Origin of the sequence: Acetanaerobacterium sp. MSJ-12, from assembly GCF_018917875.1 — a bacterium.
In the GTDB taxonomy this organism is placed as follows: Bacteria; Bacillota; Clostridia; order Oscillospirales; family Ruminococcaceae; genus Bittarella; species Bittarella massiliensis.
Genome location: NZ_JAHLPK010000008.1, coordinates 133,585 through 156,618, shown reverse-complemented (window position 1 = coordinate 156,618; position 23,034 = coordinate 133,585). Strand labels below are relative to the sequence as shown.

General features: G+C 67.4%; 14 protein-coding genes. 3 read left to right on the top strand and 11 right to left on the bottom strand.

Features of this window, described 5'->3' with window-relative positions; all coding sequences use genetic code 11:
- Positions 1–24 precede the first annotated feature (24 nt).
- Positions 25–228, bottom strand: coding sequence for a 50S ribosomal protein L31 (rpmE, locus tag KQI11_RS10245; RefSeq protein ID WP_044992125.1), 204 nt, complete (start codon positions 226–228; stop codon positions 25–27).
- Between the two features lie 120 nt (positions 229–348).
- Positions 349–1,383 (bottom strand): threonine aldolase family protein, encoded by a 1,035-nt coding sequence (locus KQI11_RS10240; RefSeq protein WP_216402052.1) that lies wholly within the window; start codon positions 1,381–1,383, stop codon positions 349–351.
- Positions 1,384–1,664: 281 nt separating this feature from the next.
- Between KQI11_RS10240 and KQI11_RS10235 the strand changes: the two genes are divergently transcribed.
- Entirely contained in the window at positions 1,665–4,295 is a 2,631-nt protein-coding gene (locus KQI11_RS10235) for a cation-translocating P-type ATPase (RefSeq protein WP_216402051.1), read from the top strand.
- Positions 4,296–5,485: 1,190 nt separating this feature from the next.
- Here the strand turns inward: KQI11_RS10235 and KQI11_RS10230 are convergent.
- Positions 5,486–8,734 (bottom strand): hypothetical protein, encoded by a 3,249-nt coding sequence (locus KQI11_RS10230; protein ID WP_216402050.1) that lies wholly within the window; start codon positions 8,732–8,734, stop codon positions 5,486–5,488.
- A 166-nt stretch (positions 8,735–8,900) separates the two neighbouring features.
- Here KQI11_RS10230 and KQI11_RS10225 point away from each other — a divergent pair, with 166 nt between their 5' ends.
- The gene (locus tag KQI11_RS10225) at positions 8,901–10,052 is read left to right on the top strand and encodes an RNA polymerase sigma factor (RefSeq protein WP_216402049.1); all 1,152 of its coding nucleotides are present in this window, start codon (positions 8,901–8,903) and stop codon (positions 10,050–10,052) included.
- Positions 10,053–11,296: 1,244 nt separating this feature from the next.
- Here KQI11_RS10225 and KQI11_RS10220 read toward each other — a convergent pair.
- Positions 11,297–12,133 (bottom strand): metallophosphoesterase, encoded by an 837-nt coding sequence (locus tag KQI11_RS10220; RefSeq protein WP_216402048.1) that lies wholly within the window; start codon positions 12,131–12,133, stop codon positions 11,297–11,299.
- Between the two features lie 208 nt (positions 12,134–12,341).
- Here KQI11_RS10220 and KQI11_RS10215 point away from each other — a divergent pair, with 208 nt between their 5' ends.
- Positions 12,342–13,868 (top strand): YifB family Mg chelatase-like AAA ATPase, encoded by a 1,527-nt coding sequence (locus KQI11_RS10215; RefSeq protein WP_216402047.1) that lies wholly within the window; start codon positions 12,342–12,344, stop codon positions 13,866–13,868.
- Between the two features lie 69 nt (positions 13,869–13,937).
- Here the strand turns inward: KQI11_RS10215 and KQI11_RS10210 are convergent, their stop codons facing one another.
- From KQI11_RS10210 to KQI11_RS10180, 7 genes are all read right to left on the bottom strand, one after another.
- The gene (locus tag KQI11_RS10210) at positions 13,938–14,201 is read right to left on the bottom strand and encodes a hypothetical protein (RefSeq protein ID WP_021660245.1); all 264 of its coding nucleotides are present in this window, start codon (positions 14,199–14,201) and stop codon (positions 13,938–13,940) included.
- A gap of 35 nt (positions 14,202–14,236) precedes the next feature.
- Positions 14,237–15,091 (bottom strand): GNAT family N-acetyltransferase, encoded by an 855-nt coding sequence (locus KQI11_RS10205; protein ID WP_216402046.1) that lies wholly within the window; start codon positions 15,089–15,091, stop codon positions 14,237–14,239.
- Between the two features lie 1,645 nt (positions 15,092–16,736).
- Positions 16,737–17,201, bottom strand: a complete 465-nt coding sequence (locus tag KQI11_RS10200) for a 23S rRNA (pseudouridine(1915)-N(3))-methyltransferase RlmH (RefSeq protein ID WP_185916463.1) — start codon at positions 17,199–17,201, stop codon at positions 16,737–16,739.
- 1 nt (position 17,202) lies between these two features.
- A complete protein-coding gene (locus KQI11_RS10195; RefSeq protein WP_021660249.1) occupies positions 17,203–18,003 on the bottom strand; it encodes an MBL fold metallo-hydrolase in 801 nt (266 codons plus the stop codon).
- 31 nt (positions 18,004–18,034) lie between these two features.
- Positions 18,035–19,291, bottom strand: coding sequence for a UDP-N-acetylglucosamine 1-carboxyvinyltransferase (gene murA, locus KQI11_RS10190; protein WP_185916464.1), 1,257 nt, complete (start codon positions 19,289–19,291; stop codon positions 18,035–18,037).
- Between the two features lie 401 nt (positions 19,292–19,692).
- A complete protein-coding gene (locus KQI11_RS10185; protein WP_216402045.1) occupies positions 19,693–20,898 on the bottom strand; it encodes a M20 metallopeptidase family protein in 1,206 nt (401 codons plus the stop codon).
- A gap of 157 nt (positions 20,899–21,055) precedes the next feature.
- On the bottom strand, positions 21,056–22,831 hold the full coding sequence (locus KQI11_RS10180; RefSeq protein ID WP_216402044.1) for a M23 family metallopeptidase: 1,776 nt from the start codon (positions 22,829–22,831) through the stop codon (positions 21,056–21,058).
- Positions 22,832–23,034: the final 203 nt, after the last annotated feature.

Genomic DNA, 23,034 nt, shown 5'->3' with positions numbered 1-23,034 from the left:
CTCATTTTTTGGACACGCCAAAAGCTATTTATCCAGATTAAAACGCCGTTTGAAGCGGTCAACACGTCCGCCGGTATCAACCAGTTTCTGTTTGCCGGTATAGAACGGGTGGCATTTGGAGCAGACCTCGACGCGGATGTCGCCCTTCGTGGATCTGGTCTCGATCACTTCGCCGCAAGCGCAACGGATGGTCGCTTTGTCGTAGTTCGGATGAATCCCCTGTTTCAACGCAGTCACCTCTTTCACCAAAGAAACGTTACTCTCAAGATAATAGCACAACCGTTTTTAAAATGCAAGACGGTTTGTCCCACTTTTTTGAAAAAAATCGCCCTCCCATGGGCTTTTTTGCTAGAGGGCGGCGATGGCCCCCACCAGGGCCTGCACGTCCTCGTCCCGGGTGGCCCAGCTGGTGCAGAAGCGGACCGCCGTCCGCCCATCATCCAGCTCCCCCCAGCTCTCGAAGGCAAAGTCTTGCCCCAGGGCCTCCCCCTGCGCGGGGGTGAGGACGAAGAACTGCTGGTTGGTGGGGGAGTCGAAGTAGAGGGGCACCCCCGCGACGAGGAAGGCCTTGCGGATGGCCATGGCCTGCTCCACCGCCCGCTCGCAGATGGAGCGGTAGAGCCCGCCCTCGAAGAGGACGTCGAACTGGATGCCCAGCAGCCGCCCCTTGGCCAGCAGCCCGCCCCGCTGCTTGATGAAGTAGCGAAAGTCCTTTTTGAGGGCCGGGGCGGCGATCACCACCGCCTCGCCGAAGAGGGCGCCGCACTTGGTGCCGCCGATGTAGAAGACGTCGCAGAGCCGGGCCAGGTCGGGCAGGTCCAGCTCGCTCTCCGGGCTGGCGAGGCCGTAGCCCAGCCGCGCCCCGTCCAGGTAGAGGGGCAGCCCCCAGCGGCGGCAGACGGCCGCCAGCTCCTCCAGCTGGGCTTTGGTGTAGAGGGTGCCGTTTTCGGTGGGGTGGGAGATGTAGCAGGCCCCCGGCTGCACCATGTGCTCGCTGACGTCGCTCGTGAAGTGGGCGCGGCAGTAGTCGTCCACCTGGGCGGCGGTGATGGTGCCGTCGCGCGAGGGCAGGGGCAGCACCTTGTGGCCGGTGGCCTCGATGGCGCCGGTCTCGTGGCAGGCGATGTGCCCGCTCTCGGCGCAGAGGGCCCCCTGGTGGGGCCGCAGCAGGGCGGCGAGGACGGTGGTGTTGGCCTGGGTCCCCCCCACCAGGAAGTGGACGTCCAGGTCCTCCCTTCCGCAGGCGGCGCGGATCTTTTGGCGGGCGCTCTCGCAGTAGTGGTCGGCGCCGTAGCCGGGGGTCTGTTCCAGGTTGCTCTCGCACAGTTTTTGGAGGATGGCCGGGTGGCAGCCCTCCACGTAGTCGCACTGAAAGTAGGTCATGGTCTCTCTCCCTCTCCGGTGGGGCGGGGCGCGGGGCCCTCCCCTCGTTTTTCCTATATAAGAGAGGATACCCGCCCCGGCCGGGGCTTGTCAACACGGGCGGGGGCAAAAGGCGGAAAAAAGGGCCGACAGAGCCCGCCAATAGTTGCCAAAAGGAGAAAAGAAAGCTATGATGGTGGTATTCCCCCGCGCCAACCTTTGCATACTGATAACAGCCGGTTTTCCCCCGCGCCCCCGGGGCGCGGCGGGGCGGCGGACAGCAAAAAAGGAGTGTTGTAAACGTGACATGGCACAGCCAGACCCCGGAGCAGATCGCCGGGCAGCTCGACTCCGACCTGGAAAAGGGCCTCTCCCCCAGCCAGGCGGCCGACCTGCTGGGCCGGGTGGGAGAGAACAAGCTGCAGGGCAAAAAGCCCAAGACCCTGCTGCAGCGATTTTTGGCCCAGCTCAAAGACACCATGGTCATCATTCTGATGCTGGCGGCGGTGGTCTCCACCGTGATGGCCTTTGTGGATGAACACGGCGACTTTTTGGAGCCGGTGGTGATCGTGGGGATCGTCCTCCTCAACGCCTGCCTGGGGGTCGCCCAGGAGAGCAAGGCCGAAAAGGCGCTGGAGGCCCTCAAGGACATGAGCACCCCCCACGCCCGGGTCATCCGCGGCGGCCAGGCGGAGGTCATCTCCTCCACCGAGCTGGTGCCCGGCGACATCATCGTGCTGGAGGCGGGGGACTTTGTCCCCGCCGACGCCCGGCTGATTTCCGCCTCCAGCCTGCAGTGCGAGGAGTCGGCCCTCACCGGCGAGTCGGTGCCGGTGCAGAAGGAGGCGGCCGGCACCGTGCCGGAGGACGCCCCCCTGGGCGACCGGCACAACATGGTGTACAGCGGCTGTAGCGTCAGCTACGGCCGGGGCACCGCCATCGTCACCTCCACCGGCATGTCCACCCAGATGGGGAGCATCGCCGCCCTCCTCTCGGGGGAGGAGGACGGCCAGACCCCCCTGCAGCACAAGCTGGAGCAGATGGGCAAGATCCTGGGGCTGGTGGCCCTGGCCGTCTGCGCGGTCATCTTCGTCATCGGGCTGCTGGGGGGCACCCCCATCGGCGAGATCCTGCTGACGGCCATCTCCCTGGCGGTGGCCGCCATCCCCGAGGGGCTGCCCGCCATCGTCACCATCGTGCTGGCCATGGGCGTGTCGCGGATGGTGAAGAAAAACGCCATCATCCGCCGGCTGCCCGCGGTGGAGACCCTGGGCAGCGCCTCGGTCATCTGCTCGGACAAGACCGGCACCCTGACCCAAAATCGGATGACCGTGTTGCAGACCTGGGTGGACGGCGAGGACCGGGCCGAGGACATCTCCCGGGAGGAGCGGCCCTCCGACCCGGCGGTGGCCCTGCTGAAACTGGGCACCCTCTGCTGTGACGGCACCGTCTCCGCCCAGCCCGACGGCACCCTCAAGCACATTGGCGACCCCACCGAGACGGCCATCGTCGCCGCCGCCCTGCGCGCCGGCGAGGAGCAGGAGGCCCTGAACGCCGCCTACCCCCGCCAGTTTGACCTGCCCTTCGACTCGGACCGCAAGCTGATGACCACCGTCAACCTGATCGACGACCAGCTGCACGTCATCGTCAAGGGGGCCTTCGACATCCTCAGCGAGCGCTGCGTGGCCGGGGACGTGGAGACCGCCCGCCGCATCAACGAGGAGATGGGGGGCGAGGCCCTGCGGGTCATCTGCGTGGCCCACAAGGTCATCTCCCTCCTCCCCCTGCCGGAGGACGCGGCCGAACTGGAGCAGGGGCTGACCCTGATGGGCCTCATCGGGATGATCGACCCGCCCCGGGAGGAGGCCAGGGACGCCATCGCCACCTGCCTGAAGGCGGGCATCCGCCCGGTGATGATCACCGGCGACCACGTGGTCACCGCCTCGGCCATCGCCCGGCAGATGGGCATTTTGAAGGAGGGCGAGCGGGCCATCACCGGCGCGGAGCTGGCCGCCATGAGCGACGAGGAGCTGGACCGGCGCATCGCCGAGTTCTCGGTCTACGCCCGGGTCACCCCGGAGGACAAGATCCGCATCGTCAAGGCCTGGCAGAAAAACGGGCAGATCGTCTCCATGACCGGCGACGGGGTCAACGACGCCCCCGCCCTCAAGGCCGCCGACATCGGCTGCGCCATGGGGATCACCGGCACCGACGTGGCCAAGGGCGCGGCGGACATGGTCCTCACCGACGACAACTTCGCCACCATCGTGGTGGCCGTCAAAGAGGGGCGGGGCATCTTCCAGAACATCGTCAAGTCCATCGAGTTTTTGCTCAGCTGCAACATCGGCGAGATCTTGACGGTGCTGGGCTCCATGCTCCTCTCCTTCGGCTCCCCCCTCACTGCCATCCAGCTGCTCTGGGTCAACCTGGTGACCGACGGGCTGCCGGCCCTGGCCCTGGGGATGGACCCGGTGGACAAACACGTCATGGACGAGCCGCCCCGGCCCAAGAGCCAGGGGATCTTCAACCCCGCCCTCTGGGTGCACATTGTGTTGCAGGGGCTGATGATCGCCGGGCTCACCGTCACCGGCTACGCCCTGGGCCGCTACGTCTTTGGCAGCGACCTGGTGGAGGAGGGGCGGACCATGGCCTTTTTGGTGCTGGCCTGCAGCCAGTTGGTGCACGTCTACAACATCCGCGCCAAGGGCTCCCTCTTCGCCCAGAACCCCTTTGCCAACAAGTACCTCAACGGCGCGGTGCTCTGCAGCCTGGCGCTGATTTTGCTGGTCTCCCTGATCCCGCCGGTGGCGGGGGTGTTCGGGATGTACCTGCTGCCCGCCAAAGCCTGGTTGGCCGTGGCGGGGCTGAGCCTGCTGCCCATCCCCCTGGTGGAGCTGGCCAAGCTGGTTTCCAGGGTGTTTGCCAAAAAGTAGGGCGGTTTTCCCCTCCGCATTTGATAGAGGGCCCGGCCGGGGCGTTTCCCGGCCGGGCCCTCTTTGGATTTTACCTTTTTGCGGGGGGTGGCAGGGGGAGATTTGCCGGTTTTGTCCCCTGTATTCTGTAAACTGTGGCTTCGGCGGGGGGCAATTGGCGGGGAACGGAAGGCGGGTTTTTGGGGGCGCGGGGGGGCCGGGCCGCGGCGGCGGAGGAGGATATTCCTGCCGCCGGTTTTTTGCCTCTCATTTTTTGCCCCGCATTTTATAAGCTATCGATTCGGCGGCGAGAGCAATTGATGGGGAATGGAGGGCGGGTTTTCGGGGGCGCGGGAGGGCCCATGTCGGCGGAGGATGTCCCTGCCGCCGATTTTTTACCCCGTATTCTGATAACTATTGATTCGGCGGGAGGGCAATTGGCGGAGAATGGGGCGGGTTTTCGGGGGTGGTGGAGGTTTGGCCCACGTCGGCGGAGGGGGGAGGTCCCCGCCGCCAATTTTTTGCCCCGCATTCTGACAACTGTCGATTCGGCGGGGGGCAATCGGCGGGGAATGGGGGCAGGTTTCCGGGGGCGCGGGGGGTCCGGCCCACGTCAGCGGCGGATGTCCCTGCCGCCGATTTTTTGCCCCGTATTCTGACAACTGTCGATTCGGCGGGAGGGCAATTGGCGCGGAATGGGGGCGGGTTTCCGGGGGCGTGGGAGGGCCGGGCCGCGTCGGCGGCGGAGAGGGAGGTCCCCGCCGCCGGTTTTTGCCTTGCATTTTAAAAAACTGTCAATTCGGAGGAAGGGCAATTGGCGGGGAATGGGGGGCGGGTTTTCGAGGGCGGTGGAGGTCCGGCCCGCATCGGCGGCAAAGGGATATCTCTGTTGTCCATTTTGTCCCCTACATTTTGCAAGTCGCTCCTTCGGCGGTAGGGGGCGAGGACAGATTGCCCGGCCCGCCTTTCGCCTCCAGCCCCTGCAAAAGGGAAATGAGGAGGAAGAGGGCCGCCCTTCGGCGTTCATCCGTCAAAACTGCCCGCTTCTCTGCGGAAACACCCCATCCGCGTCTTGGGGGAGGAGGGCGCACTGGGATGGGAGAAAAGGCCTGGCTGCCGCGGTCCCTTTTCCGGCGGAAAGAAGGGGCCCCCCTCCCCCGATCTGTTGGGTGGCAACCCAAAAAGAGAGGCCCCTTGAGGGCCTCTCTTTTTTACTGGCGCAGGGGGCGGTCTTCGGCTTGGCGGCCGGCCGATTCGGCCAGCAGGGCCGCCAGGGCCACCAGGAAGGCGCCCAGCACCACTGCCGGGAGATCGAGGGGGCAGCGGGCCAGCAGGAGCACCAGCCCCTCAAACCCGCCGGCGGCCAAAAGGGCCAGGTTGTCCCACCAGCGCAGCCGCTCCCTCCCCCGCCGCAGCAGCAGGGCGTAGAGCAGGGAGACAGCGCCCACCAGCAGGGCCAGCCAGTGCAGCCCACAGCTGGAAATCAGAGCGCCCTCCCCGGTGTAGGGGCCTGTCCCCTCTCCGCCGCCCTGGCCCCCGCCGTTGCCGCCGTCGGGCAGGGGGGTCACGTCGCCGGAGGCGCTGCCGTCGGTCAGGGTGTAGGTCAAATAGAGGGTGGCGGTGTTTCCCTTTTCATCGCTCACCCGGTAGGCGATGAGGCAGGAACCAGCCCGGTCGGTGGCAAAGCCCTGGGAGGTGATATCCTGCCCGTTTTGGGAGAGGGTGAGCCCCTCCTCCCCCAGGCCCGCGCCGCCGGGGAGGATATGGTAGTTCTGCCGCACCCAGTCCAGCGCCTTTTCGGCGGTGAGGGTCCCGTCAAAGGCCGGTGGATAGGCCACCGGCTCGGTGACGCTCTGCCGGTAACTGTGGTGGACCGCGCCGCCTTTGTCCACCGTCTCCTCCGGCGCGGGCAGGGGGCGCTCCGGGTCGGCCGGTGCGATGACCGGCGGCTCGGTGCGCTGGGCAAAGGCGTAGGTGAGGACGAGGGTGGTGGTGTTGCCGCCCCGGTCCTTCACCGTGTAGGTGATGAGGCAGGAGCCGGGCACGGCGGTGGAGATCCCCTCCACCGGCGCGCCGCCCTGCTCCATGTGCAGGGTGTGGTCTATCAGGCTGCTGCCCTGGGCGGCAAAGTCGTAGTGGTCGCGGATGTACTGCAGGGCGTCGCTGCGGGTGAATCTGCCGCCGTGGGCCGGCGGGTCAGTGATCAGCTCGGTCACCCGGTCGGTGTAGGTGTGGTGGACGGTGTTGTCCGGGTCGATCACCTCCTGGGGGCCCTGGGGCGGGTCCTCCGGGTCGGTGGGGAGGATGGCGGGCGGCTTGGGTTTCTCCACAAAGGCGTAGGTCAGCTGGAGGGTGGTGGTGTTGCCGTCCGCGTCGGTCACGGTGTAGCTGCCCAGGCAGGCGCCGGGGGCGGTGGTGGGCAGGCCGATCGCCGAGATGTCCCGCCCGTCCCGGGTCATGGCGAGGGTGGCCGATCCCGCGCCGAAGGTGTAGCGGGAGGCGATGACCTCCCGCAGTTTGTCCGCCGTGAGGGTGCCGCCAAAGGCCGGCGGGTCGGTCACCAGTTGGGTGATCTGGTCGGTGTAGACCGCGTGCACCAGCCCCTCCTCATCCGTCTCGGTCTCGGGGCCGCAGGGGCCCGGCCGGTCCGGGTCGGCGGGGTCCACCGACGGCGGGTCGCTCACCGTCACCGCCAGGGGGGCGGAGGGGTTGCCCGCCGCGTCCAGCACCCGGTAGAGGCCGTTTTTGGCGGGGGCAACAGTCTGGGTGGCGGCCCCGCTGCCATCGGTCAGGGCAAAGGCCTGCACCGTCTCCCACGCCTTGGTGGCGGGGTTTTGCCGCTCCAGTTTCCAGACGCCGGAGAGGCCGTCTGTCAGGGTCAAATCCCCGCCGGCGGCGGTCAGGGCGGGGGCGGTGACGTCCACCCGGATGGTGTCGCTGGCGGTGGTGGAGACGGCCCCGGACCCGCTGTCCCGCGCCTGATAGGTCACCGAGATGCCGTCGGTCTCCTCCGCGTACTGCTTTTGGGGGGTGGCGGCGTCGAGGGTGGCCTCCAGGTCGGTCCCCCTTTTGATGTGGAACTGGTCAAAGGTGCCGGGGCAGAAGGTCACCTCCACCGGCCCCCGGTTCCAGCCGTTTTCGTTGGCCGGGGTGCGGGTGTAGTGGTAGTCGGTGCCGGGGACGGGGGTGGGCTTGTCCGGCTCCGGCTCGGCGTTCGGGTCAAAGGGCACCAGCTCCACCGCCGGCACCAGCTCGGCCTTGGAATAGCACCGGGACTGAAAGAAGGTGTCGGCAATCTGCTGGCCCACCGTCACCGCCGCGCCGGTGGGGTTTTGGATCTTGGCCCTGTAGGTGATGACGTTGTTTCCCGCGCCGGTCATCTTGAAGGGGATGCCCGCGTTGGCGATGTCGGTCCCGGCGTCCACCGCCGCGCCGTTGGCCTTGATCTCCTGCCCCTCGGCCTTGGTCAGGGGGACGATGCCGGCGGTGGGGTAGTCCTTGTTGCCCTGCAGCAGCTTGAGGGTACAGGGGACGGCCTGGCCGGCGGTGTTTTTGTTGATATTTCTCACCGTGGCCTGGACGACGACGGTGTCGCCGTCCACCGGCACCTCGCCCTCGTCGAACGCGCTGCCGTCCGCCTTGAGGAGCTTAGTCTCCACAAATTCCGGGTAGTAGCGGGTATAGGCCGCGGAGTTGAATTTCATCGAGAGTTCAAACCCGCCGGGAAAGGTGAGTTCTTTGGGGTAGTCCACCCCGCCAGTGATGGCGAGCTGGGCCGTCTCCGTCCCCGCCGGCAGGATGACGTAGGGGCTGCAGGAGAGGGTGGCTTTCTGCCCGCCGCTCTGCAGGGTGGCTGTCACCTGCTGGGTTGCGCTGCTGTACTGCAGCTGGAGCTTGCCCGGCTGGTTGAAATAGTCTTTCGTCAAGTCGACCTTCTTCACCAGCGTCTGCGGCTGGGTGGGACTCGGCATACTGTAAAAGGCCATCTCGTAATTGCCGTTTACCTTCCAGACCAGGAGGGAGAGGATCTTTCCATTGGGCACCGCGAGGGCGATGCTGATGTGCTCACTGCCGGTAGTGAGGGCGGTCATGATCATCGTGAAGTCAACGTCCACCGTCCAGTCCGATTGGAGGGACAGCCACCCCTTGCTGTGCACCTGGCTGATGGAGGTCTTGAGTCTATCCGGCGCGCTTCCGTGCGGCGTCCAAACGGTGGCGTCTGAAATATACACGTTGTTGTCGTGCACCCCGTATTTGTCCCCCACAAAGCCGCTGACGTTGTTCCAGGTAAACACCTGAGTCAAATCCGTCGCGCCGATAAACTGGTCGGTGGTCTCACCGGCGGCGCCCGCCGTCCCCCGCCCGCCGGTGAGGGAGAGGGCGCCCAGCAGGGTCAGGGCCGCCAAAGAGGCGGCGAGCGCCTGCCCGCCCCTCCGCTTTGCCCGCTTTTGTTGTCGCATTGCAATCGCTCCTTTTCTCTGTCTGCACTACACCTTACTTATTTATAATGTCTGAAGGCGACAGAATGCGACAAAATAAAAAGGAAATTTTTGATCCTCTTTTTCCGGCCGTAAAGCTGCTATAATGGCAGTTGAAACGATGTCGGGAGAGAGGGGAAATGAAGCGATGCTGTCACACCGGGAACTGGGGGAGCTGCTGGACCGGGCCAAGGCCGGAGAGCAGGCCGCCTTTGACCAGCTCTACCGGGCCACCGCCCCCATTCAGCTCAGCCAGATCCGCCGCTATTTGGGAGAGGAGGAGGGGGCCGAGGACCTGTTGCAGGAGGCCTATCTGGTGCTGTGGAAAAACCTTCACAAGCTGCGCCAGACCGAGGGGCTGGTGGCCTATCTCAACCGCGTCACCTACAACCTCTGCATGAACCGGCGGCGCAGCAAGTCCAAGGAGCGGGCGCGGCTGCGCTCCCTGGAGGAGCTGCCCCCCTACCAGGAGAGGGCGGAATCGGTCAGCGCGCTGGAGGACTGGGAGGCCCAGGAACTGCTGCGGGAGGCCATGGGCTGGCTCGGGGAGGAGGAGTTGGAGGCCGTCTCCCTGCGCCACTTTCAGGGAAAGACGGTGCGCCAGATCGCCGAGGTCATGCACCTGTCGGAGCGGACGGTGCAGAGGCTGCTCAAATCGGCGGGCCAAAAGATGAAGAGGGGGGTCCTCCCCGCCTTCCTCCCCCTGCCGCTGGCCCTGGGGGGACGGCGCGCCCGCCCGCAGACCGGCCACAGCCGCTGGCTCCTCCCCGCGGCGGCGGTGGGGGCGGGGGTGCTGGTGGCCGCCGGGGGCGCGGCCCTCCCCCCGCCATTTTCGGCCGCCCTCTCCCCCGAGGGGACGGCGCGGGAGAAGGTCGTCTCGGTGGAGGGGAAAACCGCTCTCACCCGCGCCCGGCTCATCGCCCCGGACGGCGCGGCCCTCCCCCTGGAGCGGGGGGAGGACGGCGTCTACCGGGCGGCGGTGCGGGAAAACGGCCGCTACCGGCTCGAGGTCTCCGGCCCCCTCGCCACTGCCGCCCGAGAGGTGGCGGTGGCAGACGTGGACCGGGAGGGGCCCCGGCTGATTTCCGTCCGCCGGGAAGGGGGGCTGGTGAAGCTGACCTTTGCCGAAGAGAACGGGCTGGCGGAGGCCCGCTGCACCGGGGAGGACGGCGCCGTCTACCTGCCGGTGCGCAGCGAGGGGGACACCCTCTCCTTCGCCCTGCCCGAGGGCGCCTACCGCGCCGAGATCGCCGACGGGCTGGGCAACCGCTCGGCAGGCGAGGTGACGGTCGCCCCCTGAATGGCCGCAAAAGAGATGGAGAGCCGCACGGCCCAGACGGGCGGTGCGGCTCTCTCGCTGGATGGGGCGGCTCGGTTGGGCGATGGGGTCTCTGTTTTTTAGGGAGAGGGGGGGCGGATGTTTGGGCAGCAGAGGGGGTCGATTCCCTGCACCCAGGAGGAGCGCAGGGAGTCCCTCTCTTCTAAAGGGGCGCAATCCGGCTTAGCGGTGCCTCTCCTCTTTCCCTGGAAAGAGAGGACAGGATGCCTCTGGACGTGCCGAGGGGGAAACGGTCTTTTCCCCGTACCCGGCAGCGGGCATGGCCCCTTCTTGCGGAAGAAGAAGGGGGCTGCCCTCTGCTGTGGAGGAGGCTGCGGGGGTGGATGTTTGGGCGGTGGAGAGGGGCGATTCTCTGCACCCAGGAGGAATGCAGGGCGTCCCTCTCTTCTTAAAGGTCACAATCCGGTTTGGCGATGCCCTCTCCCCTTCCCCTGGAAAGGGGGGACAGGATGCCTCTGGACGTGCCGAGGGGGAAACGGTCTTTTCCCCGTGCCCGGCAGCGGGCATGGCCCTTCTTGCAGAAAAAGAGGGAGACAGCCCTCTGCTGTGGAGGAGGGAGGCTGTGGGGGCGGATGTTTGGGCAGTGAGGGGGACCGGTTTTCCTCGTACCTGGGACGCTCCCCCCTGAAAGGAGCCACTCGATTTGGCGATACCATCTCTGCCTTTTTAGAAAAAGGGGCGGAACGTCCCTCGGTGCGATGGGGAACGGGTGGTCCTCTCCCGGCGGGCAGCAGCGGGACAAGCGGGTTTGGCGGCGCCACTCCCCTTCCCCCGGAAAAAGAGGGAGCGCGCTCACCGCGCGCCGGGCGGAGGGGCCATCTCTCCCGGCGCCCGGCCCGACGGCGGGCGACCCTCTCCGCGGGGCAGGCGGTTGCTCCCGCCAAACGGGCAGGGGGGATCACCGCCTTTTCAACGGTGGGCGGTCTCTCTCCGCGCGGGGGCGGCGGGAGACGGGAAAAACCGGTTTGCAAATCACGGGCCCGGCGGGGGTGTGCTGGCGGTGCGACCGTGTGCCACCCCATCTCGCACGCCGTTTTCGGCTTATCCATCCCCTTTTTCCCCACCTGTGCAACTGTGCCACCGATGAAAAGGGGTATATAGGGGAGTTTTCTCTTTGTGGCTTTCCCCCTCTGCGCAGATTTTTGCTTTCTGTATACAGACCCCCTGTATTTGGTGGCACAACTCGCACAGTGGCACACCGCCCCCTACTCTGCGGGGCGGACGGTGATGCGCACCACCTCGGGGCGGTTGAAGAGCCGCAGGGGCAGAGGGTAGTTGCCCAGCCCGCTGGAGATGAAGAGGTTTGTCTCCCCCTTGGTGTAGAGGCCCTTGTCGTAGATGGGGCCGCCCTGGAGCCGGGGGAACCAGCGGCCGTCCACCTGGGCCGGGCCCAGCAGGGGCAGCCGCACCTGGCCGCCGTGGGTGTCGCCGCAGAGGGTAAGGTCGGCGCCAAAGGCGAAGAAGGCCCGGGCGTTGGGGATGTGGGCCAACAGGATGCTGAAGCGGTCCTCCGGCGGGGAGGGGAAGGCGTTGTGCAGGTCAAAGGTGCCGGTGTAGGACTGGTTGTCGATGCCGTAGAGCAGGATCGTCTCCTCCCCCACCGTCAGCTCGGCGGTCTCGTAGTCCAGCACCGTGACCCCCCGCTGCCGCAGGGCGGAGAGAAAGCCCTCCTCCCCGTCGTGCTCGCCGGGGACAAAGTAGACCGGGTACTGCCCGGCCAGCTCTCCCAGCAGGGCCAGGGCGGTGGCCCTGCCCCGCTCGTCGTCCCGGGTGTACATGTCGCCGGTGACCAGGACGGCGTCGGGCTCCTGCCGCTCCACCCGCGAGAGCAGGGCGCGGTTGCCCCCGCCAAAGGTGGCCCCGTGCAGGTCGCTGAGCTGCACCAGGGTCAGGGGGGCGCTCACCTTCCCGCTCTCGATCGCCACCTCGGTGGTGACGAGGGCACAGGTCTGCTGCCACCAGAGGGCCAGCAGCAGCAAAAAGGCCAGCAGGGCCCCCATCCACCAGCGAAAGCGAAATCCTCTCTTGCCGCGTTTTGTCACCGGGCACTCCCCCTCTCTTGCTCCCCCCAGGATAGCGCCAAAGGATGACGGAGGGCCGCACAAATTTCTTACGATTTGCAAAACCTCGGCCCCCTCTTGCTGTCCCGCCGCCCCCCTCCCTTTCCTTTCGACAAATTCTGCGCTATAATGGAGCCAACAGCGCGGCCGGGCGGCGGCCCGGTGCGCGCGAGGAGAGGAGGCGAGGCGGTTGTTCTGCGCACTTTCCAGCTTTGGGGTGTACGGGATGCACGCCTACCCGGTGTCGGTGGAGGTGGACGCCGCCCGCGGACTGCCCGCCTTCGACATCGTGGGGCTGCCCGGCGCGGCGGTCAAAGAGGCGCGGGACCGGGTGCGCGCCGCCGTCAAAAACACCGGCTTTTCCTTCCCCGTCAGCCGGCTCACCGTCAACCTGGCCCCGGCGGACGTGAGAAAGGCCGGCTCGGTCTACGACCTGGCCATCTACCTGGGGGTGCTCTGCGCCTCGCAGCAGCTGAGGGCGGACCTGTCCGGGTCGGCCTTTCTGGGGGAGCTCTCCCTCAAGGGCGACCTGCGGCGGGTGGCCGGGGTGCTGCCCATGGCCATCGAGGCCAAGCGGCGGGGGTTCGTCCGTCTCTTCCTGCCCCGGGAGAACGCCTGGGAGGCCGGGGTGGTGGAGGGCATTGACATCCTGCCGGCGGCCACGGCGGGGGAGGTGGTCGCCCACCTGACGGGGGCGGCCCCCATCGCCCCCTTTGCCGGCGGGCGGGAGAGCGTTCCGGAGGGGGAGGAGATGCTCCCCGACCTGGCCGACGTCAAGGGCCAGTACCTGGCCCGCCGGGCGCTGGAGGTGGCGGTCTGCGGCGGACACAACCTGCTGATGGTGGGGCCGCCGGGGGCCGGCAAGTCGATGCTGGCCAAGCGGCTGCCCTCCATCCTCCCGCCCATGACCTTTGCCGAGCAGCTGGAGACCACCATGGTCCACTCCATCGCAGGGCTGCTGCCGCCCGACACCGCCTTAGTGCGCCGGCGGCCCTTTCGCGCCCCCCACCACACCATCAGCCCGGTGGGGCTGACCGGGGGCGGCCCCACCCCCCGGCCGGGGGAGATCTCCCTGGCCCACAACGGGGTGCTGTTTTTGGACGAGCTGGCCGAGTTCTCCCGCGGGGCGCTGGACGCCCTGCGCCAGCCCCTGGAAAACGGCTCGGTCACCATCACCCGGGCCCAGCACACCCTGACCTTCCCCTGCGAGATCATGCTGGCCGCCGCCCTCAACCCCTGTCCCTGCGGCTACCTGCACCACCCCACCCGGCCCTGCACCTGCACCGCCGGCCAGATCGCCCGCTACCGCGGGCGGGTCAGCGGCCCCATCCTCGACCGCATCGACCTGCACCTGGCGGTGGAGCCGGTGGAGTACAGCGACCTCTCCTCCCGGGAGCGGGGGGAGTCCTCCGCCGCGGTGCGGGCGCGGGTGGCGGCGGGCCGGGAGCGGCAGCTGGAGCGGGCGGAGCGCACCGGCGCCCTCTGCAACGCCCGGCTCTCCCCGGCGGCGGTGGAGGCCGTCTGCCCCCTGACCCCCGGGGCCGAGCGGCTGCTGAGGGAGGCCTTTGACACCCTGGGGCTGTCGGCCCGGGCGCGGGACAAACTGCTCAAGCTGGCCCGCACCGTGGCCGATCTGGACGGCTGCGACCAGATCGCCGAGGCCCACATGGCCGAGGTCATCCAGTACCGGCAACTGGACCGGCAGGGCGGCTGGTAGGCGCAAAAAAGAGGGCCCGGCGGAAGGGAGTTTCCTTCCGCCGGGCCCTTTTTTGCCGCGGGATGGGGGTCAGCGGCCCCTCTGTTCCCGCCGCACCTGGGCGACGATCTGCTCCGCCGCCTCCTTGTCCTGCTTTTTGACGTAGATGTAATAGGGCTTTTCAAAGCGGGAGCCGCTGCCGTCGCCGCCCCAGTCCCAGCGGCCCATCCGGTCGCTGTTGGGGGTGCGCCAGCAGTAGGGGATGCCGGCTTTCGTCAGAGCCCGGGTGATGGCCGTGCTCTCCGCCAGGGAGTAGCCCATGTAGATCTCCGGCCGCCCGATCCAAAAGAGCATTGCAAACGCCTCCTTCCGGCGCAGTGCGCCCGCTGCTAGGTGTGGCTGCACAGGGGGATGCGCCCCTCGGGCAGCCAGTCAAAATCCCCCTGCACAAAGAACGCGTCCTCCCCCGCGCAGGGGATGGGGACAAAGCCGGGGGCCCGGTCCCGCCAGAAGCCCAGCTCCACCCGCCGGGTCGCCGGCCCCGCCAGGGCGGCCACCGCCTCGTTCAGGCTGTCGGGGCCCCAGTGCTGCCAGAGGGTGAGGGTCTCCCCCGCAAAGGTGGCGGCGGCCACCCCGCCCCGCGGCAGGCGGTAAAAGCCGTTTTGCAGGGGGCCCAGGGCGTAAAACAGGCAGAGCGGGCCCCCGCCCATCTGCCAGATGTCGGCCCCTGTCGGGGCGCCCTCGGCCAGGGAGAAGAGCTCCCGCTGCACCGCCGGGTCGCCGGTGTCCAGGGGGCGGGCCGTCCCCTCCCCCGCCCCGCGCAAGGGGCGAAAGAGGAGCTGCTCCTCTGCCCGGACAAAGCCGAATTTGGGGTAGAAGTCCAACACGCTGGGGTTGGCAAAGAGGAAGAGGCCGTCGCACCGCCCCGTCCAGTCGGCGAGCACCCGCCGGAGCAGCTGGGCGGAGAGGCCCTGCCCCCGGCAGGCGGGGTGGGTCTCCACCGTGCCCAGTTGCAGGTAGCGCCGCCGCTGCCCCCGCACCCAGAACTCCATGGGGCTGACCGAGACGTTGGCCACCACCCGCTCCCCCTCCACGAAGGAGTAGGGGATGTAGCCCTCCCCCCAATAGCCGGCCCGATACCACCCCTCAAAGGAGAGGCCGAAGACCGCCTCGGTGAGGGCGTTCAGGCTTTGGCGGAGGGCGTCGTTCTGCCGGTAGCCCACCGCGATTTTCCGCTCCGGCATGGCGATCCCCCCTCTCTGCCCCCATCATACCCGGCGAAAACGGCCCTGTCAATGGGGAGAGGGCGTTTGGCGGGGTTGTGCGGCGGGGGTGCTGTCCTCGCCCGAAAGCCCCCCAGCCGTTCGGCCTTGGCCGGGATGCCCTTTTCCTCCCCTCCTCTGAAAACAGATGGCGGTGCGGCAGCTTGCCGGGGAGGCGCGCCGGCTTTTCTGGCCGCCTTTGCCTCGGGGCGCGCCCGGCCCTACTCTCCGCCCGCGCAAAGGCCCCGCTCGGTTTTCCGCCCCAGTGCTGGGGGAAGGGCCAGGGAGGGAAGGCCTGGAAATTCGCCCTTTCTATCGCCTGCCATCCGGTTTCGTCTTCTCCCCCGTTCCTGCACTGGGCAGAAGACTTGGGGTATGGGCGCTGAAAATCCGCACTGCTCGAAGGGGAGCGAGGGCGGGAAGGCCCCTCTCCTTGCCACCCATCACCTACTCCCTTAGCCCTCCATCCCTGCCTCGGGAGTGGGGCATGGGAACCGCACACCTCCCGGAGGGGGGAACTCGGAAAGCCGCCCGGCGGGGGGCCCAGTGGGAACTTGCTCCCGCCTATCGCCCAGTTCCCCTCACCCTCCTGTCCCGGCGCCGGAGACAGGCCTGGGGGCAAGGGCAAGAGCTGGAAATCCGCACTGCCGGAAGGGCGGACAGCCCGGAAAGTTGCCCTGCGGGGAGAGCAGTGGGGGACTTGCCCCCGCCTATCGCCCGGTTTCCCTTGCTCCCCTGTCCCGGCGCCGGGGGTGGGCCTGGGGCATGGACAAGAGCTGAAAATCTGCACTGCCAGAAGGGCGGAGAGCCCGGAAAGCCGCCCTGCGGGGGGAGCGGTGGGGGACTTGCCCCCGCCTGTCGCCTGGTTTCCCTTGCCCCCTGTCCCGGCGCCGGGGGTGGGCTTGGGGCATAGACAAGAGCTGAAAATCCGCACTGCCGGAAGGGCGGAGAGCCCGGAAAGCTGCTCTGCGGGGAAGCGGTGGAGGACTTGCTCTCGCCTGTCGCACGGTTCCCCTTACCCCCTGTCCCGGCGCTGGAGATGGGCCTGGGGGCGAGGACAAGAGCTGGAAATCCGCACTGCCGGAAGGGCGGAGAGCCTGAAAAACCGTTTTCCTCGCCTCTGCATCGGAAGTGGGCGGAGGGCTCCGATAGAGGGCCGGAAAGCGCGGGAGCCTGCTCTCCTCCTCCCCCCATCCCCCCACCTCTGTCCTGCCCATTGCCCTCTGCCCTCTGCCCCTATGCCGGGAGGGCCAACGGGCTTCCCCCCTCGCTCCTCTCCCCGGCGCGGGGGCGTTTTGCCCGGCCGCGCGGTGGTTGTGGGGGATGCGCCAGATACTGTGGCACCCCCCAAGAACTCCCCGGCCATTCGACTTTTGCGCCGGGCGGAAGGCGGAGGCCCCGCTCCCCCTGCGCCCGCCCTCCTGTTCGGGAACAGGCGCGCCCCTCCCCGCTGCAACAGGACGTTTTCGACCAGCGTTCCCCGGTACAATGGAGAAAAGGGGACCGCGCAGCAAGGCCCCCCGGCCAGGGTCCCCTCCCCTGCGCCGGGGCCTCTCTCCCCCACCCGTCCCGCGCCGGGCGACAAAAAGCGCCCGCCCGACTCGTTCGCCGGACAGGCGCTCCTCTCTCACTTGTGGTATTTGATGTTGCCGCCGATGCAGAAGGCCCGGTAGAGCTGCTCCAGCAACATCACCCGGAACAGCTGGTGGGGGAAGGTCATCTCCGAGACCGAGAGCCGCAGCTGGCAGGCGGCCTTGACCCGCTCGTCCAGCCCGTAGCTGCCGCCGATCACCAGGTCCAGCGAGCTGTGCCCCGAGAGGGGCAGGCCGGACAGCAGCTCGGCAAAGGCGGGGGAGGACATCTGCCGCCCCTCTACGCAGAGGGCGATGGCGTAGCTGCCGCTCATCTTGGCCAGCAGCCGGTCCCCCTCCCCGCGGATCACCCCGTCTATGCTGTCGTGCAGCCGCTCCTCCGGCAGCTCGATCACGTTCAGCTTGCAGAAGGCCTGCAGCCGCTTGGCGTACTCCGCACAGCCCTGCTGCAGGTAGCGCTCCTTGCACCGGCCCACGCAGAGCAGATTGACCCGCATCATCTCAAAACGCCCAGAGGAGGGAGGCCTCGTCCCGGGGCATGACCTCCAGCATCACGTCCTGCCCGGCGCCCACCAGGGCCCCCATCTGCCGCAGCTTGGCGGCGCTGGTCTCGAAGGCCAGCCCGGGGAAGTTGGAGTTGATGCTCAGGTGGGCCAGCAGAAAGCGGCTGACCCCTCGGCGGGTCAGCTCCTCCACCGCGTCGGCACAGCAGTCGTTGGAGAGGTGCCCGCTCTCGGAGATGATGCGCCGCTTCAGGTAGTAGGGGTAGCCGCAGGCGCGGAGCATGTCCTCGTCGTAGTTGGACTCGATGAGCACCGCGTCGCTGCCCTCCACCCGCTCGTAAAACCGGTCGGGCAGCACCCCCATGTCGGTGGCCACGGTGATCTTGCGCCCCTCGTCGGTGGTGACGATGTAGCCCTGGCTGCCCTCGCAGTCGTGGCTGGTGGCCATGGCCTCCACCGAAAAGCCGGGCAGCCGGGCCGGGCAGCTCTCGTCTATGTAGCGGACCTCCACCTCGGGGGGGAGGGCGTCCTTCTGGCGCAGGGCGGCGGCGGTGGCCGGCGAGGCGTAGAGGGGGACCGGCCGGTTTTTCAAAAACACCTTCAGCCCCCGCACGTGGTCGATGTGCTCGTGGGTGATGAAGACCCCAAGCAACCCGGCGGGGTCGATCTCCCGCCGGGCCATCTGCTGCAGGGTCTGGCGGCAGCTCTTGCCCATGTCCACCAGGATGCCGCCGCTCTCGCCGCCGATGTAGGTGCTGTTGCCGCTGCTGCCGCTGTAGAGCGAACAAATGGAAGTCATAAAATCTCCTTTTTCAAAGGGGGACGGGAGGTCACTCCTCCACCTTTTTGATGTCTGCCCCCAGGTCGCGGAGCTTGGAGATGATCTCCTCGTAGCCGCGCTCGATGTGGCGGATGTCGCTGATCTCGCTGGTGCCCTCGGTCATCAGGGCGGCGATGACCACCGCCGCGCCAGCCCGCAGGTCCACCGCCTTGATGGCGGCGGCGTGGAGGGCGGGCACCCCGCTGACCACCGCCACCCGGCCGTCCACCTGGATGTCGGCCCCCATCTTCCGCAGCTGCTCGGTGTAGGCAAAGCGGTTGTCCCACACCCCTTCGGTGATGATGCTGGTGCCGTCGGCCACCGAGAGCAGGGCGGTGATCTGGGGCTGCATGTCGGTGGGGAAGCCCGGGTGGGGCAGGGTCTTGACGTTGCACTTGCAGACCGGGCCCTCTCTCTTGACCCGCACCGCCTCGTCGTACTCGGTCACCTGCACCCCGGCCTTTTGCAGGGTGGCGGTGATGGATTCCAGGTGCTTGGGGATCACCCCGCTCACCAGCACGTCGCCGCCGGTGGCGGCGGCGGCCACCATGTAGGTGCCCGCCTCGATCTGGTCGGGGATGATGCCGTACTCGGTCTGGCCCAGGTGCTCCACCCCGTGAATCTTGATGACGTCGGTCCCAGCGCCGCGGATGTCGGCCCCCATGGAGTTTAAAAAGTTGGCCAGGTCCACGATGTGGGGCTCCTTGGCCACGTTTTCCAGGATGGTGACCCCCTGGGCCTTGACGGCGGCCAGCATCACGTTGATGGTGGCCCCCACCGAGACGATGTCGAAGTAGACGTGGGCGCCGATGAGCCGGTCGGCCTTGACGTGGATCACGTCGTCGTTGATGGTGGCCTGGGCGCCCAGCGCCTCCAGCCCCTTGAGGTGCTGGTCGATGGGGCGCACCCCGAAGTTGCAGCCCCCCGGCAGGGCGACCCGCGCCTCGCCGTACCGGCCCAAAATCGAGCCGATGAAGTAGTAAGAGCCCCGCATGTACTTGGTCAGCTCGTGGGGCACGTCGGTGCAGTTGATGGTGGTGGGGTCGATCTGCAGGGTGTTTTTGGTGATGGGGGTGACGGTGGCCCCCATGGACTGCAAGATGGCCACAGTGGTGGCGATGTCGCTGATGGCGGGCACGTTTTCAATGATGCAGGGCCCCTCGGCCAGCACCACCCCGGGCAGGATGGCCACCGCCGCGTTCTTGGCGCCGCTGATGTTCACATCCCCCATGAGGGGCTTTCCGCCCCGAATAACGATCTTTTCCAAATCCAAACTCTCTCCCTTTATCTGCGGGCAGATCCCCGCTTCCCAAACCCGCGCCAAGGGCCCCGAAGGGGGTGGGCGCGGTGGCCAAAAAGAGGCGGCCGCCTTCGCCCGCCCGGGCGGGACAGCCCCTCTGTATCATCTGCAGTTGTTTCTGCTCTGGCCGCCGGGCGGCCTGCTGCGTCTGTTGGTCGGCAAAAGCCAGTGACGTCCCGGGAAAAGGGCGCAAACCCCTCCCCGGTAAATCAAATTATAGTATATCATCTTTGCCGTTTGTTGAAAAGAGAGTGCGGCGCATTTTTCGGCGGCTCTTCCCGGGCGGGAGCGGCAGGGGGCTCCCTAGTAGAATGCCCCAAAAAATTTTCCAGATTCCGGTTGTCGGGCGGCGGGAGAGGGGAATTTTGTCAGCCCGGCAGGCGGTTTTTGCGCAGCCACTCCAGGGCGCAGTTGGCGTAGAGGGCCGCCCCGGTGGGCAGGGCCCGGTCGCGCAGGAAGAGGGCGGACTTCTCGGCCCCGTCCGCCCCGCCGTCCCCCGGCTCGCCAAAGCCCAGGTAGAGGTGGGCGGTGGGCACCCGGTTGGAGAGAAAGGAGAAGTCCTCCGACGGCATCACCGGGCCGGCGGCCAGGTCCGTCTTCTCGGGGCGGACGATCTCCCGCACAAAGGGGGCCAGTTCGGCCAAAAGGGCGCTGTCGGTGTGGATGGAGCCCAGTTTCAGCTGCTGCTCGATGGAGGCGGTGGCCCGGTAGAGGGGGGGCAGCTTCCAGCACAGCTCCTCCATCCGCCGCAGCAGGTGGGTGCGCAGGTCCGGGTCGTAGGCCCGCAGGGCTCCCCACATCTCGCAGCTGGAGGGGATGATCCCCCCCGGCCCCCCGGCGCGGATGCCGCTGACGGTGAGCACCGCCGTGGCGGAGGGGGGCGTCTCCCGGGCCACCAGCTCCTCCAGGGCCTGGTAGAGGCGGACGGCCACGGCGATGGGGTCGGCGCAGTTGTGGGGCATGGCCCCGTGGCCCCCCAGGCCGTTGACGGTGATGTGGAAGCTGTCGGTGGAGGTGAGCACCCGCCCCGGGTGGGCGCAGACCGCCCCCAGGGGATAGGGCGCCAGGGCGTGCAGGGCCAGGGCCGCGTCCACCGGGGGGTCCTCCAGCACCCCGGCGTCCACAATGGCCTTGGCGCCGGGGCAGCTCTTGTCCACCCCCTCCTCGTTGGGCTGAAAGACCAGCTTCACCGTCCCCTCGATCTGGTCCTCCACCCGCTTGAGGAGGCGGGCGGCCCCCAGCAACATGGCGGCGTGGGCGTCGTGCCCGCAGGTGTGGGCCGCCCCCGGGTTCTGGGAGCGGGCGGGGTGCCCGGCGGGCTCGTCCACCGGCAGGGCGTCGTAGTCGGCCCGCAGGAGGATGGTCTTCCCCCGGCCGCTGCCCACGGTGGCCACCAGGGCGCAGGGGCAGATCTCCCTGGGGGCGTAGCCCTCGTGCTCCAGCTGGCGGCGGATGTAGGCACACCCCTCCTGCAGGTCAAAGCCCAGCTCCGGGTGGGCGTGAAAAAAGTCGCGGTCGGCGGCCATGGCGTCCATCATGTCGCCGCGAAAAGCCCGCGCGGACAGCTCGTACATCGATCGACCCTCTCCTCTTCCCGCCGGGCGCGCCGGCGGCCGTTTCTGTCTCCCACTATACCATCCCCTCCGCCCCCCTTACAAGGACAACCGCCCCTGCAAAAAAAGCGGGGCAGCTCTTTTGAGCTGCCCCGCTGGGGAAAAGGCGATCGGGCGCTTAGACGTAGCTGGCCGGGTTCCTGGCCGAGCCGCCGACGCGCACCTCAAAGTGGCAGTGGTTGCCGGTGGCGTTGCCGGTGCGGCCCACGGCGGCGATCTTCTGCCCGCGGGAGACCGACTGGCCGGCCGACACGTAGAGGGCGCTGCAGTGGGCGTAGAGGGTCTGCATCCCGTTGCCGTGATTGATGATGATGTGGTAGCCGTAGGGCCCGCTGGTGCTGACCTTGGAGACCACCCCGTCGTCCGCGGCGTAGATGGCGGTGCCGCTGGGGGCGGCGATGTCCATGCCGGTGTGGCCGTAGTAGCCCCAGTAGCCGCAGCTGACATAGCCGCCGGCCACCGGCCACCGCAGGGAGCCGCTGCCGGTGGGGCCGCTGCCGTTATAGGTCTGGGTGCTGCCCGAGTAGGAGGGGGCGGGGACGTTGGTGCCCACCACCTTTTTCTCGGTCACCGGCTCGGAGAGGACCTTGGACGCGAGGATCTCCTTCTCGGTCTCCTCGCCGCCGATGAGGGTCTGCTTGGCGGTGATCTCCTTGACCCCCTCCTGGCCCTGGACCACGACCTTCTCGTAGCCCTTGTTGTAGCTGTTGGTCTCGCTGGTCTCGGTCTCGTAGGGGATGGACTCCTCGTAGGTGATCTCCCGCACCACCTTCACCTGCAGGTAGGGGACCGAGCGCTGCACCCGCACCGGGGTGCCGGCGTAGAGGCTGTCTTCAATGGTGGGGTTGAGGGCCACCAGCTCCGAGAGGGTGACGTTGTTCTTGGCGGCGATGCCGATGGGGGTGTCCCCCGACTCGGCGGTGTAGGTCTTTTCCGCCTGCTCCTCCGAGTGGAGCAGGGCGATGATCTCCTCGTCGCTCTTGACCGTCTCGTTGGGGTAGAGGCCGGGCTTGATCTCCACCGATTTGGAGAAGTCGACGGTGCCCTCGGGGTACTCCTCCACGTAGGGGGCCTTGATGGCCGCCAACTCGGCCTGCAGGGCGGTGGCGTCCACCACGGCGCCCTGCAGAACCCCGTCCACATAGAGGCCGGCGGCCTCGGTGATCTCCTCGCCGGAGGAGGCGATCAGGGTGTCGGCCAGGGCCTCGGTGGTGACCACCTCGGCCTTGGGGACCACGGCGATGGAGTAGGTGGGGCTCTTGATGAACTCGCTCCCCTCCTCGTCCTTGATGGCGATGCGGTCGTTGACCACCTTTTTGGCCTCGTTGAAGGTGGTCTCGCTGTCCACGTAGCCCACCACCTGGTCGTTGTACTCGACCTTGAGGACAAAGTTGAAGTTGAGGATGAGGGCGATGACCGCGGCGCTGACCCCCAGGGCCGCCACCGGCATCAGGTAGTTGAGCACCTTAAAGAGGGTGGGTTTGGTGCGCCCATACCAGTGGCCCAGCTGTTCGCGGCCGGAGCGGTTGGGGTCCTTGTGGGCCCGGTGCACCTCTTTGGCGCCCTGCACCACGTGGTGAAAGGCCCGCTCCAGGGGGTAGGCGATATGCTTTTTCGCCCAGACCAAAAAGAGGGCGAAGCTCTTGCGGATGTTGTGGGGGAGGCGGCGGAGGGCGATCCCCAGGGAGGTGAAGAACTTCTTCATCACCTTGGTGAACCGGGCCCACCGGTGTATGGCCACGGTGCCGACATAGCAGCCGTAGCGGTCAACTCGTTGGAGGATGTATCGACAGGTGCGCTTCCAATCTCTCTTCTCTTTCCCGGTGCCCCCGCTGTGGTCCTGCTCGCCAACGGAACGCTTCTTGCCAAACAGGCCGCCAGACAGATGCGACATCCAATCACTCCTTACTCGCTGTAGTGGTTGCAAATCTTACAGAAAGGTTACAACTTGGTTACTATTATACCTCTGTGCTGTAAGATTTCAACCCCCTTTTCCCGATTTCAAGTATCTACCAGCGAGTCAAAGATGGCAAAAACGGCTTTGCCATGCGGTTTTTTCGTCTTTTAAAAAGTTACAAACTCTGTAACTTTTTGTGA

Excerpts from the sequence above, each read along its gene's own strand:
- KQI11_RS10200 (WP_185916463.1), bottom strand. The coding sequence starts at position 17,201 with ATGATGCGGGTCAATCTGCTCTGCGTGGGCCGGTGCAAGGAGCGCTAC.
- KQI11_RS10225 (WP_216402049.1), top strand. The coding sequence starts at position 8,901 with ATGCTGTCACACCGGGAACTGGGGGAGCTGCTGGACCGGGCCAAGGCC.
- KQI11_RS10185 (WP_216402045.1), bottom strand. The coding sequence starts at position 20,898 with ATGTACGAGCTGTCCGCGCGGGCTTTTCGCGGCGACATGATGGACGCC.
- KQI11_RS10180 (WP_216402044.1), bottom strand. The coding sequence starts at position 22,831 with ATGTCGCATCTGTCTGGCGGCCTGTTTGGCAAGAAGCGTTCCGTTGGC.
- KQI11_RS10195 (WP_021660249.1), bottom strand. The coding sequence starts at position 18,003 with ATGACTTCCATTTGTTCGCTCTACAGCGGCAGCAGCGGCAACAGCACC.
- KQI11_RS10240 (WP_216402052.1), bottom strand. The coding sequence starts at position 1,383 with ATGACCTACTTTCAGTGCGACTACGTGGAGGGCTGCCACCCGGCCATC.
- KQI11_RS10230 (WP_216402050.1), bottom strand. The coding sequence starts at position 8,734 with ATGCGACAACAAAAGCGGGCAAAGCGGAGGGGCGGGCAGGCGCTCGCC.
- KQI11_RS10205 (WP_216402046.1), bottom strand. The coding sequence starts at position 15,091 with ATGCCGGAGCGGAAAATCGCGGTGGGCTACCGGCAGAACGACGCCCTC.
- KQI11_RS10210 (WP_021660245.1), bottom strand. The coding sequence starts at position 14,201 with ATGCTCTTTTGGATCGGGCGGCCGGAGATCTACATGGGCTACTCCCTG.